Here is a 16,532-nt window from a genome sequence, read left to right as displayed (position 1 = left end):
CCTTTGCGGTCCTGACGGGATTTGAACCCGCGGCCTCCACCTTGACAGGGTGGCGAGCACTCCAAGCTGCTCCACAGGACCTAGCTGTTGCGCGCGAACTGGTGAAGCCAGTGTCGCACACGGTAATGCGTGCCCCCAACGGGATTCGAACCCGTGCTACCGCCTTGAAAGGGCGGCGTCCTGGGCCACTAGACGATGAGGGCCTTCTTCCGTACTGCTGTGCTTCGTCTAGATGTCCCAGAGGACGTGAGAAGCATGTGACTCCGCTTTCCCCCAGAGGGTGCCGCTTCTCCTTGACCCCTTGCGGAGTTTCGGACGGTCAAGCCCTGACCGGTGCCCTTGGGCACGACGAGACTGTACTACGGCGTTTGGGTCGCAGCCAAACCGAAAAAGCGGTGGGCGCTCAGGGCCGGTTCTCCTTCGGGAGGTGGCGGCTGACCTCGGCCGTCGTCAGGCCCAGGCCGCCGAGTTTGATCTCGTCCCAGGCCTGGAGGCGGTGGGTGTCGCGGTCGATGTAGAGGATCGACGCCTCGATGGGGTCGGGGTACTTGCCCTCCACCGCGCGCAGTCCGCTGCCGCCGGTCGAGCCTTCGATACGGAGGCGGGTGCCGCGCTTCATGACCTCGGTGCCCTCGTGGTGGAGGTGGCCGGCGAGGACCAAGGGGACTTCGCCGTCCGTCTGGCGTGCCGCTGACGGTTCGTGGACCAGGGCGATGTCGACGGGGGTGCCGGCGGTCCGCTGGTCGCGGAGGGAGGAGGCGAGTTGGTCGCCGGCCAGTTCCTCGGCCGCGTTGCCGCCGGGGGCGACCGAGCGGTCGGGGGTGAACTGGGGGTCGCCGATGCCCGCGAAGCGCACGCCCGCGACTGTTTCCGCCCGGCCTTCGTCGAGGACGTGCACGTTCTTCATGCGTTGCAGATAGCGCTGGGTGACGAGGGAATCGTGGTTGCCCCTGACCCAGACGTAGGGGGCGCCGAGGTCGGGGATGGGGTCCAGGAAGCCGTTCTCGGCGGCTGTGCCGTGGTCCATGGTGTCGCCGGTGTCGACGATGACGTTGACCTTGTACTGCTCCACCAGCGACGCGATGATCTTCCAGCTCGCGGGGTTCAGGTGGATGTCCGAGACGTGGAGCACGCGGATCGTCGTCGGGTCCGGCTGGTAGGCGGGGAGGGTGGACGTGACGTCGTAGAGCTTGGTCACGTTGGTGACCAGGCGGGCCAACTCCTGCTGGTAGACGTCGAATTCGGTGACGATGTTGCGGGCGTTGCCGACGACGGAGGGGGCGGAGGAGAGCAGGCCGGAGAACTTGGGTTCCAGGATGGATTTGGGGTTCCAGGTCGCGTAGGCGGTCGCTCCGGACGCGGCGAGGAGGGTGAGGGCGAGGCCGCCGGCGGTGAGGGCGCGGCGGGGGCGGCGGTAGACGGCGAGGCCGAGGGTGGTGGCGCCGAGGACGACGGCGGTGCAGGAGCGTACGGCGAGGTCGAGGGTGCCGTGTTCGACGTCGTGGGCGACTTCGTCCTGGAGGCCGGAGATGCGTTCGGGGTGGTCGACGAGGGCCTGGGAGCGTTCGGGGTCGAGTTGGTCGACGTTGACGTCGAGGCGGACGGGGGCGTGGTGGCTGTCGAGGGAGAGGGCGCCGAGTGGCGAGATGTTGATTTTGGTGCCGCCGGTGAGGGAGGGGCGGAGGGTCATGGTGGTGTTCATGGGGCCGACCTGGGCGCGGACGTTGCCGACGATGAGCAGGCCGAGCCAGGCGCCGACGAGGACGACGGTGATGAGGCCGAGGGCGCGGGGCCAGGGGTGTGGCTGGGGGACGAGTTCGAGGGTGGGGCGGGGGCGGCGGGCGCGGTAGCGGTGGGTGAGGGCGCGCTGGGCCCGGCGGAGGTGGTTCAGGGCTGCGACGGGGACGCTGGCCATTGGTCGCGTATGCCCAGGAGTGGGCGTGTGTATGCGGGGTGGGTGGGGGGAGTGGGTCAGCCCCAGCCGAGTTCGTGGAGGCGTTCGTCGTCGATGCCGAAGTGGTGGGCGACTTCGTGGACGACGGTGACGGCGACTTCGTGGACGACGTCCTCGGTGGTGGCGCAGTAGCGCAGGGTCGGGCCCATGTAGATGGAGATCCGGTCGGGGAGGACGCCGGCGTACCACTCGCCGCGTTCGGTGAGGGGGGTGCCTTCGTAGAGGCCGAGGAGTTCGGGGTCGGTGGGGTCGGGTTCGTCCTCGACGAAGACGGCCACGTTGTCCATGACCCGTGTCAGTTCGGGCGGGATCCGGTCCAGGGCCTCGCTCACCAGCTCTTCGAAGGCTTCGCGTGTCATTTCCAGCACATGCCTATTGTCCGGGACGAACGCGGGTTCGGGGCGGTGACGGGGTCGTCGGGTCGGGGATCAGTGGGGCGACAGTTCGGGGATGAGTGCGGCGACGCGTTCCATCTGTTCGTGCTGGGCGTGCAGGTTCAGGGCGGCGGGGCGGGTGATGAGGTGGCGGGCGCCCGCGGTGACGTACTGGCTGAGGCGTTGGGTCACCTGTTCCGCGGTGCCCGCGACGACGGCCTGGATCTTCTCCAGTTCGGGGAGGGGCATGCCGTAGGTGGTGCGGGTGTAGTCGTCGAGTGCGGCTCGGGCGGTGCGGGGGTCGTCGTCGATTCGTACGGTGACGAAGAGTGCCGGGGTGATGGCCTCGGGGCTGCGGTCCGCCGCTTTCGCCGCTTCCTGGATGGCGTGCAGGCCGGTCGTGTAGTCGGCGGGGTCGGGCGGGTAGGGGAGCCAGCCGTCGTAGAGGCGGCCGGTGCGGGCCAGGGCGGTGGGGGTGGCGCCGGCGAGCCAGACGGGTGGGCCGGTGGGGTGGGTGGGGCGCAGGGTGGGCGGGAGGTCGGTGAGGTGGTGGAACTCGCCGTGGAAGGTGTCGGCGCCCTGCCAGAGGGCCCGCCAGAGCCGGACCGTCTCGTCGAGGCGGGCGAAGCGGCGGGGCCAGGGGACGTCGGAGAGGTCGTAGAAGGGGCGTCCGAAGCGGCCGGGGAAGCCGGCGCCGACGGCGAGGGTGAGGCGGCCGTGGGAGAGCAGGTCGATGGAGGCGAGGGTCTGGGCGGTCTGGACGGGGCGGCGCAGGAAGGGGAGCAGGGCGCCGGTGCCGAGGACGGCCGTCTCGGTGGTGACGGCGAGGGCGGAGAGCATCGTGAGGGCTTCGATGTGGGGGGTGATGAGGGAGTCGTTGACGAAGAGGCTGGTGAAACCGAGGTGTTCGGCGGTGCGGGCGAGGGGGATGAGGTCGCGGGGGTCGTCGGCTTTGGCCCATTGGGCGGTTCCGGTGGGGAGGAGTACGCCGAGGCGGATGGGGTTGGCAGTGTTCATGGGTTCGATGGTCGTCGGGGGCGGGTATGGGCTCAATTCCCTGTGGGGAATGGCTGGTTGGGGTGGGGTGTCGTAGAACTGGGGTGTGGACTTTTCCCGGGTGTTGCGTGAGCGTCGTGTGAGTCGTCGGCTGAGTCAGCTGGAGGTGGCTTCGCGGGCCGGGACCACTCAGCGGCATCTCAGTTTCATCGAGTCGGGGCGGTCGGTGCCGGGGCGGAACATGGTCGTGCGGCTCGCCGAGTCGCTCGAACTGCCGTTGCGGGAGCGGAACGAGCTGTTGTTGGCGGCCGGGTTCGCGCCGGTGTACGCGGAGAGTCCGTTGGAGGGGCCGGTGCTGGCCCCGGTGCGGGCGGCGATCGGGCACATCCTGCGGGGGCATCTGCCGTATCCGGCGGTGGTGGTGGACCGGAAGGGTCAACTGGTCGACGCCAACAGCGCGTTCGGCGTGATCACGGAGGGTGCGGCGGCGGAGCTGGTCGGGCCTGGGGCGAATGTGTACCGGCTGGCGCTGCATCCGGACGGGGTGGCGCCCAGGATCCTCAACCTGGCCGAGTGGGCGCGGCACATCGTGGCGCGGCTGGGTGGGTTGCCGGAGTTGCGGGCCGAGTTGGCCGGGTATGTACCGGAACTGGAGTCTGGGGAGGGGCAGTTGGGGTTCGCGGTGCCGTTGCGGCTGCGGTCGTCGTACGGGGAGTTGCGGCTGATGACGACGGTGACGACGTTCGCGACCGCGGTGGATGTGACCCTCGCGGAGCTGAAGTTGGAGGCGTTCCTGCCGGCGGACGCGGCGACGGCGGAGGCGTTGGCGGCTGCCGCCAGGTCGGCTGGAGATCAGGCGCCGGGGAACATGTAGTCGGTGCGGATGCGGCCGTCGGTGTCGAGTGCGAGCAACTCAAGGCCGCCGCCGACCACTTGGCCGTCGGCGACGGTGACCGTGTCCCAGTGGAACCGGATCAGGCCGTCCAGGCGTACGGCGTCGGTGCGGGCCCGGAAGGTGAACTCGCCCTTCTCGACGAAGCGTTGGTGGGCGCGTGTGACGCGGGTCTCGATGGCGTCGTGGCCCTGGGCCCGCAGGGTCGGGTGGTCGAAGCCGAGGTCGGCGGCGAGTTCGCGGATCTCGGCGGGCGGCTGGAGGACGTGAGTGCCGTCCTCGGCCCAGAGGCTCTCGATCGCCGCCCGGCGGCGGGCGGGGTCCGGTTCCGTCCACTGGGCGATGTAACGGGCGGCGAGGTGTTGGGGGTCGGTCATGTGTGGCTCCTCAGGGCAATGCGGTCGCGGCGGTCGCTGCGGCCGCCGCAGTCATCGCAGTCATCGCAGCCACCGCGGTCACTGCTGTCGCTGCGGTCGCTTCGGGGCCGATCGTGCTGCGGTCGCGGGCGAGGGGCAATTCCCGGCCAGGAATGGGTGACGGCGATGGAACGCGTGTCTTCCGGTGGGCGGCGGGAGTTGAGAGGGCGACTCCTTCTTCCGCCCTCGGAGGTGGCCCCGTGCGCCCCATGTACGTACCCGTCCGTCTGGCCGCCGCCGTCGCCGTGGTCGCCGCTGCCGCCGGCTGTATGAGCGTGGGCGACGACGCGGGCGGCGGTGCCAAGCCCTCGCACTCGGCCGGGCGGCACGCCGGTGACGTGCCCGACGGCGGTTCGGGGGCGCCGGGCGGCGGGCTCGGGTACGGCGGTTCGGCGGGGGACGGGAAGCACGGGCACGGGAAGCCGAAGCCCGGGGAGTCCGCCTCGGGTTCGGCCTCGCCGTCCGCGCGAGGCGGTGCGGCGAGTCCGTCCGCCTCCACCGCGCCCAGACCGGGGACGAGTGCGAAGCCGGGGGTGCCGACCACGGCCGCGCCGCAGCCGACCGCGTCGCGGACTCCGCCGCCCCCGGACCCGACGCCGTCCGCGCAGCCGTCGTCCGCCGCCCCGACCGTCGCGGAGCCCTCGTCCTCGGCGCACGAGGACCCCGTACCGCAGCTTGTGGACCGGGAGCCCGCGCCGGCGGCCGGGTCGCCGGCGTAGGGGGCGGGTGTGACGTACGTCAATGAGGACCGGTTTGCGTTGGGGGGTGGTAGGTGCGTAAGGTGGTAGATCGTTTGATCCCATTGCCCGGCGCCACTGTAGAGCGCGCCGTGTGGCGCGTACTCTCCCTTGCCGTGGCGGACCGCATTGAGGCGGTCGATAGCGAATCACGGAGTTGACGGGCGCGTGCCGACGGATACTCCGGAAGGTTTCGCATTCGCATGTCCATTTCCAGTACTGATCACGTCGTCATGCCCGAGAACGAGAACGAGGGCACCGAGACGGCCGTAGACACCGCCGTGGAGGCTCCCGAGGTGACGTTCGCGTCGCTCGGTCTCCCCGAGGGCGTCGTGCGCAAGCTCGCGCAGAACGGCGTGACCACCCCCTTCCCGATCCAGGCGGCGACCATCCCGGACGCCCTGGCCGGCAAGGACATCCTCGGCCGTGGCCGCACCGGCTCCGGCAAGACCCTCTCGTTCGGTCTGCCGCTGCTGGCGACGCTGTCCGGCGGCCGCACCGAGAAGAAGCGTCCCCGAGGCATCATCCTCACCCCGACCCGCGAGCTGGCGATGCAGGTCGCCGACGCGCTCCAGCCCTACGGCGACGTCCTCGGCCTGAAGATGAAGGTCGTCTGCGGCGGCACGTCGATGGGCAACCAGATCTACGCCCTTGAGCGGGGTGTGGACGTGCTCGTCGCCACCCCGGGTCGTCTGCGCGACATCATCAACCGTGGCGCCTGCTCGCTCGAAGACGTGCGGATCGCCGTCCTCGACGAGGCCGACCAGATGTCCGACCTGGGCTTCCTGCCCGAGGTCACCGAGCTGCTCGACCAGATCCCGGCCGGCGGCCAGCGCATGCTGTTCTCGGCGACCATGGAGAACGAGATCTCCACGCTGGTCAAGCGCTACCTGACCGACGAGGTCACGCACGAGGTCGACAGCGCGCAGGGCAACGTCACGACGATGTCCCACCACATCCTCATCGTGAAGCCCAAGGACAAGGCGCCGGTCACCGCCGCGATCGCCTCCCGCAAGGGCCGCACGATCATCTTCGTCCGCACCCAGCTGGGCGCCGACCGTATCGCCGAGCAGCTGCGCGACGCCGGTGTGAAGGCCGACGCGCTGCACGGCGGCATGACGCAGGGCGCCCGTACGCGGACGCTGGCGGACTTCAAGGAGGGCTACGTCAACGCGCTCGTCGCGACCGACGTGGCCGCCCGCGGTATCCACGTCGACGGCATCGACCTGGTCCTGAACGTGGACCCGGCCGGCGACCACAAGGACTACCTGCACCGCGCCGGTCGTACGGCCCGTGCCGGTCGTACCGGAACCGTCGTCTCCCTCTCCCTGCCGCACCAGCGCCGCCAGATCTTCCGGCTGATGGAGGACGCGGGCGTCGACGCCGGGCGTCACATCATCAACTCCGGTACGGCGTTCGAGCCCGAGGTCGCCGAGATCACCGGTGCCCGTTCGATGACCGAGGTCCAGGCCCAGTCGGCGGGCGACGCCGCGCAGCAGGCCGAGCGCGAGGTCGTCCAGCTCACCAAGGAGCTGGAGCGGGCCACCCGCCGCGCCGCCGAACTCCGCGAGGAGTCCGACCGGTTGGTCGCCCGTGCCGCTCGTGAGCGGGGCGAGGACCCGGAGGTCGCGGTGGCCGAGGCCGCCGCCGTGGTCGAGGCCGCGGCTGCCGAGCAGCCCGTCGCCGAGGCGCCGGTGCGCGAGGAGTCGTCGTACGACCGTCCGCGCCAGCAGCGTGACGAGCGGGGCAACTACGAGCGCCGTGACCGTGACCGTCGTGACGACCGTCCGTCGGGCGGGTTCCGTCGCGACGACCGCGGTGGCAACGACCGTGGTGGCGACCGCGGCGGGCGTTCCTTCGACCGTCGTGACGACCGTCCGTCCGGTGGCTTCCGCCGCGACGACCGTCGTGACGACCGCGGTGGCAACGACCGTGGTGGCCGTTCTTTCGACCGTCGTGACGACCGTCCCTCGGGTGGTTTCCGGCGCGACGACCGTCCGTCGGGCGGTGACCGTGGTGGCGACCGCGGCGGGCGTTCCTTCGACCGTCGTGACGACCGTCCCTCGGGTGGCTTCCGCCGGGACGACCGTCCCTCGGGCGGCGACCGTGGTGGCCGTTCTTTCGACCGTCGTGACGACCGTCCGTCCGGTGGTTTCCGGCGCGACGACCGTCCCTCGGGCGGTGACCGCGGTGGCTTCCGTCGCGACGACCGTCCGGCGACCGGTCACCGGGGCAGCGACCGTCCGTTCAACCGCGACCGCCAGGGCGACCGTCCGGGCTTCCGCGCCGGCGGTCACGACCGTCCGTCCGGCCACCGTGGCACGACCGGCACGGGTACCGGCACCGGTACCTTCGGCCGCCGTGACGACAAGCCGCGCTGGAAGCGCAACGGCTGACGTGAACGGCTGACGTCGACGGCTGACGTCAACTGACGTAGCGCAGAAATGAGATGGCCCCCGCCCGGGTTCGGGCGGGGGCCATTTTTGCGTTTTCTTGGCTGTGCGTTGACTGTATGATCAGCCGACTTTCATGGGGTTCAGGTCTGTTTCCGGGGGGAAACTTTGGCTCGTCGTGTCTTCACAGCCACCGCCGTCTCGGCCGTGCTCGCGGCCGGGCTCGGCCCGCTGCTGCCGGCGCCCGCGCTCGCGGTGGGGGTCGCGCAGGAGACGGTCGTACCGGCCACGCCGCGCGGCACCTACACCTCGGCCGCGCTGCTCGCGTCCTCGACCCAGGGCGGTCATGACAGCGCCGGGGCGCGGGGCGTCTTCCATCGCGTGGAGGGCGTCTCGCCGACGTTGTGGACGCGATACTCGGACGGCGGTTCGGTGCCCGTGCCGGTGCGGGCCGGGGCGAGCACCCGGGCGACCGGTACCGATGTCCTCGCGTACCAGTACCCGGACGGCCGGTTCGAGTTCTGGGACCCGACCGACGGTACGACCCGGAGTCTCCAGGTCCCGGCGGGCCTCGGCTTCCTGAGCGCCTTCGACAATCTCGCCCTCGCCTTCCGGAACTCCACCACCGAGGACGGCACCAGCACCCGGATCATGCATCTGCTGACCCCCGGCCCCGAGGGGACCACCCGGGACGTGATCGTCGCGGGCGGACCGGCGGGCCTGATCGTCGGTCTGCCGGCCGGCGCGGACGCCACGAGCGTGTTCTTCCGCTCCTCGCTGGACGGGCAGCAGGTGCTGATCGCAGTGGACCGGGAGACCGGGCAGGTGCGCAGCACGAGCGGTCCGCTGCCCCTCGGGTACACCCATGTGTACGCGTCCCGGGACCATGTGGTCGTCGCCGCCTACGACAAGGCCAAGGTGCTGGTGCTGCCACGCGCCGACCTGTCGGCGACCCCGGCCGAGGTGGTGCTGAGGGGTGTCGGCGACGGCGTGAACGCGACGCACGATCTGGCACTCGTGGGGGACTGGCTGGTCAACGGCACCGGTGCGGTGACGGCCCAGCCGATCGCAGGCGGCGCCGCCTCGGTGACCCTCATGCCGTCGTCGTCGTTCGGGATCGCGGCCGGCCCCGACGGCACCGCCGTGAAGATCGGCCGCACCAGGAGCGACGACTGGGGCATCCAGCGCATCCAGCCGGGTCCCGACGGCGTCCCGGTCGTCACCCAGGTCAGGGCGCTGCCCAAGCCGCCGACCAGGATCCAGGGGCTGTCCCTGGAGCAGGGGCGGCTCCTCGTCGCCGACACGGGTGGCCCGAACGGCTACCGCGACGACTACATACGTACGGTCTCCGTGACCGGCACGCCGGAGTTCGGTGCCCGCTCGTCGTTCGACGGCGCTCAACTGAACCTCGGCACCTGCCCGTTGACGGAGCTCGGCTGCTCCCAGCTCTACGGCACGGCGGACGGCCGCGCCGCCTGGCTGACGAAGGACACCGCGACGAGCGACCGTATCCGCGTCAACGGGCCCGCCCCGTACACCTTTTGGGAGCGCACCGTCCCCGCGGGCGGCCGCATCACGGACGTCTCCGGCCGCTACCTGATCCACACCACGGCGACGGCGCAGACCGTCTACCGCATCGGCGACGACGGCAACCCGGCCCTCACCCGCACCCCTGGCGCCGCGGCCCTCTCCGGCGACACGCTGTGGACCCCGGGCACCACCCCCGGCACCCTCACGGCCTACAACCTCACCACCAGACGGACCACCGAAACCCTCCTGACCGACACCGCCTGCGCACCCACCGAACTGCGGGCCAACGGCCGCTGGCTGTACTGGAGTTGCCCCGACGGCACGGCCGGCGGCTACGACCGTACGGCGCGGAGGTCCGTCCAAGTCCCGTCCGGCGAGGCGGAGTTGGGCGACGGTTTCGTCGTCACGCACGACACGCGGGCCGGGCGGCTGGTCCTCACCACGTTCGCCGACGGCACCCCCGCGAGCCGGGTGATCGGCGCGCTGCCCGACACCGGAGTCTCCCAGCGCGAGGTCCGCTGGACGGTCGACGAGTCGACCGGGAACGTGGCCTACGTCGACGACCAGGAGCGCGTCCACCTGGTACCGACCGGCGTGCCCGCGCAGCCCCTGCGCCTGCTGGCCCCGGTCGAGGCGGCCCCGTCCGTCCGGGCGCACGAGATCGACACGACCCAGGACACCCTGGCCACCGTGCTGCTGTCGAAGCCGTCCGCGAGCTGGCGGCTGACCGTGCGCAGCCGGGCCACCGGCAAGATCGTGGACACGCGGGACGGCGGCGCGGCGCGCGGTGAGCTGAAGGTCGGCTGGTCCGCGGCCCCCGACGGGGTGACCTTCCTGACGAACGGGCCGTACGACTGGACGCTGTCCGTCGCTCCGGCCGACGGCGTCGGTGCCCCGGTGACGGTGAGCGGCACGGTCGCGCTGCGCGGCGGTTCCCCGGCGCGCCACGACCAGGTCGGCGGCGATGCCGTGGGCGATCTGCTGACGCTCGACCGGTCCGGCGCGCTGACGTATCAACTGGGCACGGGCAAGGGCGGGTTCGCGGGAAAGGTCACCGGCACCGGCTGGCCGACGAGCGTCAAGGCGGTCCCCTTCGGCGACCTGAACGGGGACCGCTGCAACGACGTCCTGGTCCGGCTGAGCAGCGGCGCCCTGCGCGCGTACAGGCCGGCCTGCGACGCGGCGCTCAAGCCGTCGACGCCGTACACGTCCTTGGGGACGAGCGGCTGGAACCAGTACGACGTCCTCACGTCCCCCGGCGACATCAGCGGCGACGGCCGCCCGGACCTGATCGCGCGAAGCGCGTCGACGGGGACGGTGTACTTGTACAAGGCCACGAGTACGGGCACGAGCACGGGCAAGCTGTCCGCCCGCGTGAAGCTGTACGCCGACTGGAAGACGTACAAGAAGGTCGTCGGCGTGGGCGATGTGAACGGCGACGGCATCGGCGACCTCCTGGCCCAGGACAGGTCGAACAACGTCTACCGCTACTACGGCACCGGCCACGGCACGTTCGGGGCGCGGGTGAAGCTGTTCAGCGCGTGGGGCGGCTCGTACGACACGGTCGTCGGGGTCGGGGACATCACCGGGGACGGGAAGGCGGACCTGGTGGAGCGGGACTCGGCGGGGGTGCTGTACCGCAACAGCGGTGACGGGAAGGGGTCGTTCGGGGCGCGGGTGAAGGTCTCGGGCGGGTGGAGCGGCTACAAGGGCGTCTCCTGATCCGACCGGTGGGGCGTTTTTTGGCCACATCGAGTCCTTATCGATTCCTTAAGTGGCGCATGTCACGTCCCCGGCGAGGGAATCGCTGGGGGCATGACAGATGACGCCATAGCGAGTGGGCTGTCAAAGGGACCTCCAAAGGGACCCCTCTCTGACGAAGAACGGCTTGCCCAGCTCGGCTATACGCAGGTTCTCGCCCGCCGCATGTCGGCGTTCTCCAACTACGCGGTCTCCTTCACGATCATCTCGGTCCTGTCCGGCTGCCTGACCCTCTACCTCTTCGGCATGAACACGGGCGGCCCGGCGGTCATCACCTGGGGCTGGGTGGCCGTAGGCCTGATGACGCTGTTCGTCGGCCTGTCGATGGCCGAGATCTGTTCGGCCTACCCGACCTCGGCGGGCCTGTACTTCTGGGCCCACCGCCTGGCACCACCCCGTTCGGCCGCGGCCTGGGCGTGGTTCACGGGCTGGTTCAACGTCCTCGGCCAGGTCGCGGTGACCGCCGGCATCGACTTCGGGGCCGCGTCGTTCCTGGGCGCGTACCTGAACCTCCAGTTCGACTTCAAGGTCACCCCGGGCCGCACGATCCTCCTGTTCGCCGGGATCCTGATCCTGCACGGCCTGCTGAACACGTTCGGCGTCCGCATCGTCGCCATCCTCAACAGCGTGAGCGTGTGGTGGCACGTGGTGGGCGTAGGCGTGATCGTCGGCGCGCTGGCGTTCGTCCCCGACCACCACCAGTCGACGACCTTCGTCTTCACGAAGTTCGTGAACAACACAGGCTGGGGCAGCGGTGTGTACGTGGTGCTCCTGGGCCTCCTGATGGCGCAGTACACCTTCACCGGCTACGACGCCTCCGCCCACATGACGGAGGAGACCCACGACGCGTCGACAGCGGGCCCGAAGGGCATCGTCCGCTCCATCTGGACGTCCTGGATAGCCGGCTTCGTCCTCCTCCTGGGCTTCACGTACGCGATCCAGTCCTACGACGCGGAGCGGAAGTCGCCGACGGGGGCACCGCCGGCCCAGATCCTCCTGGACGCGCTCGGAGCGACGAGCGGGAAACTGCTCCTCCTGGTGGTGATCGGCGCGCAGCTCTTCTGCGGGATGGCCTCGGTGACGGCCAACAGCCGCATGATCTACGCCTTCTCACGCGACGGCGCGCTCCCGTTCTCGCGGGTCTGGCACACGGTGAGCCCGCGCACCCGCACCCCCGTCGCGGCGGTCTGGCTGGCGGCGGCGGGCGCACTCCTCATGGGCCTGCCGTACCTCATCAACTACACGGCCTACGCGGCGGTGACGTCCGTCGCCGTCATCGGCCTCTACATCGCGTACGTCATCCCGACCCTCCTTCGACTCACGAAGGGCGACGACTTCCAACGCGGACCGTGGCACCTGGGCCGCTGGTCCCGGCCGATCGGGATCGTGTCGGTGATCTGGGTGGCCGTGATCACGATCCTCTTCATGCTCCCGCAGGTCTCCCCGGTCACCTGGGAGTCCTTCAACTACGCGCCGGTGGCGGTCTTGGTGGTGCTCGGCTTCGCGGCGGCGTGGTGGACGGCGTCGGCCCGGCACTGGTTCCTCAACCCGGAACACGCGCGCACGAAGGCACGGGAGGCGGCGCGGGCGGGGGCGCCCGAACCGGTAGATCCGTAACACTCCGGACCCGCCCGGCGGCCTTCCCCGCACCCTTCCCTTCATCCGGCACGGCCGTGTCCCCGATACCCGATCGGAGACATGGCCACGTCCCGCTATGCTCGGGGAGGCAACATCGCGAGGACCCTTAGCTCAATTGGCAGAGCAGTGGACTTTTAATCCATTGGTTGTGGGTTCGAGTCCCACAGGGTCTACGGGTTGTAGGCGGGGGGTAGCCCCTCTGACCTGCTGTGAAGCGCCCGGGTCGGCTTCGGCTGGCTCGGGCGCTGCTGGTTTTTTTGGCGCCGCCCTGGTTACGGCCTCGCGGACAGCCTCGGCGGCCTGGGCCGAGTTCGGATACGGCAGCACAGCCACCGGTACACCTTGTTGACGCTTTGCAGGTGGCCGGGGCGACCGCGACCGCGATCGCGTCCGCGAGGCGGGTCGGGCGCGGTTGGTCCGGTGTTCGCCAGGTCGAGCGGTCGGCGGCCACCCCGGCCGCGCAGACGACCATCTGGAGGAACGGCATGTCAGTCGGTACGTCCATCAGGCTCCCTCCATAGAGGGTGTACGTCCAGGCTCGGAGGGGCGCGCGAGGCTTCCCCGGATCACTCTGTCGCTGGCGAGTAGAGCTGCCGCCAGTTCTTCTTGCAGCTGGTCCGAGATAGTCCCTGCCCCAAGGGCGCAGGTACTGACCAGTGCTCGGCAGTCCTGCGATTGCCGGTCTGTGGCAATCGCGGCGAATAGAGGGTGCGCCAGGTTCTCGCGGGCCGCGTAACCGTCTTTGGCACTCGTCGTCCTGTGGTGGAGGTCGTCGACGATGCTGTGAGCGACGGGTGCCTCCGCGGAACCGATCACGTCGAGGACGGTAAGTCCGAGCCGAGTGTCGAAGACGGTCATCCCGGGTTCACTCTGCCGCTCAGAGTAGGTCGTCACCAGGTCCGCCAGGTGGACCTCGACCGCTTGTCCGACGTCTCGGTGGCACAAGACAGACAGGCAGGTTGTGACGGCTTGCTCCCATGGATCGCCGGGCATTGTGGCGGCGAGGAGAGCAGCGGCTCGTTCCGTGTCACCCCCAACGAGGGCGGCCAGTACGGCGACTTGGCGCCCGTCGAGCATCCGCTTGCCCACGCCACGGTGAGCTTCGACGTGTCTCAGGGCCTCGGCCCAACGTCCCTCTGCGGTGAGGGTCCGTGTGCCGTCGGCGAGGAGCACACGCCACAGCCATGCCCGGACTTCCTGGCGGTTCTCGTCAGTCGCAGTGAGGTCCGCCGGTACCGCGACGCCCCCGAATCGAGCCGCTGCGCCCGCCTCGACGGCTGCGTACAGGTCGAGCAGTCGTTGACGTCCGTCGTTGCCGTGGCCGGCGCGGATCTGGAGGCGGGCGAGGTTGACGACCGGTTCCAGCCCTCGAATCGCACTCATGCCGGGCAGCGGGCAGGCGTCGAGGTAGGCGGCGGCGTGCTGGTGGCACATCTCGCGGGCGAGGTCGGGGAGGCCGAGGTCGGAGGCGATGAGCGCGGCCTGGTTGTAGACGGCCGAGGCGAGGCCTTGGTCGGTCTTCTTCACCGCGGTGTCGGCCAGGTCGACGAGGGCGCGTACGCGCTGAGGCAGAGGCAGGCAAGCGGGCCGGAATCGGGCGACGAGTGGGAAGCGCTGGGCTATGGGTCCGTGCGGGTCCAAGGACTCTCTCCCCGGGGCGTGAGTGAGATCTGGTGAGGAGACGGTGGCCGCCAGTCGTACGCCGGCGGCCACCTTCCGCTACGTGCCGGGCATCACTGCCAGTCGACGACGATGCGGTTCAGCGGGGTGTCGAGAACGAAGAGGCCGGGGCGCTGCTCGATGGCGGGGGTGTCGAGGGGGTGGATCTCGAACGTGGCCTCACGGCGGCGGTATTCGTGGTCCCACGTGCGGATGGCGTCGGCGACCTTCGAGGCCAGCTCGTCGCTGCCGGGACCGTGGCCGATGACCCCGAATTCCCAGAGCTTGCCGCCCTCGGGGGTCTTCTCCTTCGACGGGCGTCGTGCCAGGTAGGTGACGGCGCCCTTGTCGACGACGGCGGTGGAGGAGGGGTAGGGGTCTTCCGTGAGCAGGGCGCCCTTGGCGCTCTGGGGGAACACCATCCGGATCAGGCCGGAGGGGAGGGAACAGGTGACGAAGAGTTCCATCCACTCCGGTGACTCCATGGCCTGGACTGTCATGCCGGTCCATTCCTCGGTGCGCGGCTGGTCGAGGACACCGGCAAGGGCGTCGGCGTTGATGTTCAGCCCGGCTGGAGCCTGGAGTCGTACAGCCCCGTCCGTGCTGAGGGGGATGGTTCGGCGGTCATCGTCGGCGATGCCCCGCCTGAGTGGCATGAAGGTGTTCATCTTGCTGCCGAGAGAGACCCATCGGCCGTCGCGCTGCTCGTAGGCGATGGAGCGGGAGACCGTGCCCTTGAGGCGCTGGGGGACGAGGAGCCGTCCGCCGGGGGCGAGTTGCTGCAGCCAGGCGTGCGGTACGCCGTGGGCGCCGACGGTGGCGATGATCCGGTCGTACGGTGCTCCCTCGGCGTAGCCGAGTGCTCCGTCGCGGGTTACGGCCTCGGCATTGGTGATCCCGGTCGCGGTGAGGTGTGCGCGGGCGCCGTCCACGAGGTCGTCGTCGACGTCGAGGGTGGTCACATGTCCGCTCTCGCCGACCAGGTGGGCGAGCAGTCCGGCGTTGTAGCCGGTGCCGGCGCCGAGTTCGAGGACGCGCTCGCCGGGTCTGACGTCGAGCTGGTCGAGCATGAGGGCGACGACGCCCGGCTGGGAGGCGCAGGAGATCGACGTGCCGTCGATGGCGTACTTGATGTGCACCGGTGCGTTGGCGTAGGCGTCTTCGAGTGACGCGTCGGGCACGAACACGTGGCGGGGTACGGTCCGCAACGCGGTCTCGACGGCGGGCGTGCGCGCGTAGCCTTCCGCGCGGAGCTGGTCGACCAGGGCGTTGCGGAGGCGTTCGGCGTCCGCCGCGGGGGTGGTGATCGTGTCGGTGTTCACCGCGCTGACGCTATCGACGCCGGCGTTTGCCGCGCCGGGCGACGCGGTGTTGTCACTCGTTCCCATGACTACCTCTCGCGCGATGTTGGACAGTGCGCTCTGGTCGGTCCGAGGGAGACCGGCGCGGTTGGCGTGGAAGATCACGTGGTGGGCGACGACGGCTCGCAGGCCGCGGGTGAGTCCGGCTTTCGCGGCGAGGGAGGCGAGTGCGGCCCCCGCCCTCTCGAAGGCGGAGACCCAGTCGTCGTGCCCGGCGAGCGGGCCGCCGGGGCAGCACAGTCCGTGAGCTTCGGCGGTCATCAACTTCCGCATCGCGGGGACCAGTTCGGCGTCCCGCCCGAGGGGCGGAGGCGTAGCAGCCGGTCGGAGAGCGGAGACCTTCGCCCACACGTCACCCTGCTCGAACCAGTCCAGACCGGCCGCCCGCATCATCGCGCTCGCCAGCAGCACGGTGGTTTCCCGGCGCCCCAGGTGCTTCGGGCCGGGCTGGTAGGTGAGCAGATGGCGGCTGTCCTGGTGGAACAGGTCGTGGGCGATGTCCATGGCCTCGGGTCCGCCGAAGGCGTGGGTCTCGGGCTCGTAGACACACGGCAGCCACGACACGACCGTACCGTCGCCGACGAGGTCACTCAGCAGCGCTTCGACGATGGGTGAGGGCTCATCGGCGACGTAACGCAGCGGCCAGTGCTGCTTGTTCATGAACCACCAGCCGGTGAGATGGCCGTCCGTTTCAGCCGCAAGCAGTACGGGGGTGAGGCGCTCGGCGATGGCCTGCTGGGCGCTCTCGCGGTCGGCGAAGGTGATGGTGTGTTGCTGCCAGCGGTCGGGGTGGTCCGGGGGCATGAGGAGGTCCTTCGGTC

Annotated in this window: 11 protein-coding genes and 3 tRNA genes; 6 read left to right on the top strand and 8 right to left on the bottom strand. The window is 70.3% G+C overall.

The genetic code is table 11. The features are described 5' to 3' along the window. Positions 1-6: 6 nt before the first annotated feature. The 5 genes from ACWIHT_RS21305 to ACWIHT_RS21285 form a co-directional block, all read right to left on the bottom strand. Positions 7-81, bottom strand: a tRNA-Asp gene (locus ACWIHT_RS21305). A 49-nt stretch (positions 82-130) separates the two neighbouring features. Further along, positions 131-203, bottom strand: a tRNA-Glu gene (locus ACWIHT_RS21300). A gap of 200 nt (positions 204-403) precedes the next feature. Then, positions 404-1,915, bottom strand: a complete 1,512-nt coding sequence (locus ACWIHT_RS21295) for a metallophosphoesterase family protein (protein ID WP_456169729.1) — start codon at positions 1,913-1,915, stop codon at positions 404-406. Positions 1,916-1,971: 56 nt separating this feature from the next. Next, positions 1,972-2,322 (bottom strand): metallopeptidase family protein, encoded by a 351-nt coding sequence (locus tag ACWIHT_RS21290; protein WP_456169728.1) that lies wholly within the window; start codon positions 2,320-2,322, stop codon positions 1,972-1,974. Positions 2,323-2,382: 60 nt separating this feature from the next. Continuing rightward, positions 2,383-3,345, bottom strand: a complete 963-nt coding sequence (locus tag ACWIHT_RS21285) for an LLM class flavin-dependent oxidoreductase (protein WP_456169727.1) — start codon at positions 3,343-3,345, stop codon at positions 2,383-2,385. An 85-nt stretch (positions 3,346-3,430) separates the two neighbouring features. On the opposite strand from ACWIHT_RS21285, the gene ACWIHT_RS21280 reads away from it, so the two are divergent. Then, entirely contained in the window at positions 3,431-4,198 is a 768-nt protein-coding gene (locus ACWIHT_RS21280) for a helix-turn-helix domain-containing protein (protein ID WP_456169726.1), read from the top strand. On the opposite strand, the gene ACWIHT_RS21275 is transcribed toward ACWIHT_RS21280, so the two are convergent. Further along, positions 4,177-4,593 carry a hypothetical protein gene (locus ACWIHT_RS21275; protein WP_456169724.1) on the bottom strand — a complete coding sequence of 139 codons (417 nt, stop codon included), beginning with the start codon at positions 4,591-4,593 and terminating at the stop codon, positions 4,177-4,179. The two genes, ACWIHT_RS21280 and ACWIHT_RS21275, sit on opposite strands and share 22 nt — an antisense overlap. A gap of 248 nt (positions 4,594-4,841) precedes the next feature. Here ACWIHT_RS21275 and ACWIHT_RS21270 point away from each other — a divergent pair, with 248 nt between their 5' ends. The 5 genes from ACWIHT_RS21270 (at position 4,842) to ACWIHT_RS21250 (ending at position 12,864) form a co-directional block, all read left to right on the top strand. Beyond that, positions 4,842-5,351 carry a hypothetical protein gene (locus ACWIHT_RS21270; protein ID WP_456169722.1) on the top strand — a complete coding sequence of 170 codons (510 nt, stop codon included), beginning with the start codon at positions 4,842-4,844 and terminating at the stop codon, positions 5,349-5,351. 221 nt (positions 5,352-5,572) lie between these two features. Continuing rightward, entirely contained in the window at positions 5,573-7,765 is a 2,193-nt protein-coding gene (locus ACWIHT_RS21265) for a DEAD/DEAH box helicase (RefSeq protein WP_456169721.1), read from the top strand. Between the two features lie 165 nt (positions 7,766-7,930). Further along, on the top strand, positions 7,931-11,014 hold the full coding sequence (locus ACWIHT_RS21260; RefSeq protein ID WP_456169720.1) for an FG-GAP repeat domain-containing protein: 3,084 nt from the start codon (positions 7,931-7,933) through the stop codon (positions 11,012-11,014). A gap of 93 nt (positions 11,015-11,107) precedes the next feature. Then, positions 11,108-12,670: an amino acid permease gene (locus tag ACWIHT_RS21255; protein ID WP_456169718.1), complete on the top strand. Its 1,563-nt coding sequence runs from the start codon at positions 11,108-11,110 to the stop codon at positions 12,668-12,670. Positions 12,671-12,791: 121 nt separating this feature from the next. Then, a tRNA-Lys gene (locus ACWIHT_RS21250) sits at positions 12,792-12,864 on the top strand. Positions 12,865-13,195: 331 nt separating this feature from the next. On the opposite strand, the gene ACWIHT_RS21245 is transcribed toward ACWIHT_RS21250, so the two are convergent. Both ACWIHT_RS21245 and fxlM read right to left on the bottom strand, forming a co-directional pair. Then, positions 13,196-14,332 carry a hypothetical protein gene (locus ACWIHT_RS21245; RefSeq protein WP_456169717.1) on the bottom strand — a complete coding sequence of 379 codons (1,137 nt, stop codon included), beginning with the start codon at positions 14,330-14,332 and terminating at the stop codon, positions 13,196-13,198. 92 nt (positions 14,333-14,424) lie between these two features. Then, the gene (gene fxlM, locus ACWIHT_RS21240; protein WP_456169716.1) at positions 14,425-16,515 is read right to left on the bottom strand and encodes a methyltransferase, FxLD system; all 2,091 of its coding nucleotides are present in this window, start codon (positions 16,513-16,515) and stop codon (positions 14,425-14,427) included. Positions 16,516-16,532 lie beyond the last annotated feature (17 nt).

This window comes from Streptomyces sp. NPDC002276, from assembly GCF_053891435.1.
Note: the sequence above shows the minus strand (reverse complement) of the source record. Positions and strands in the feature narration are given on the sequence as shown.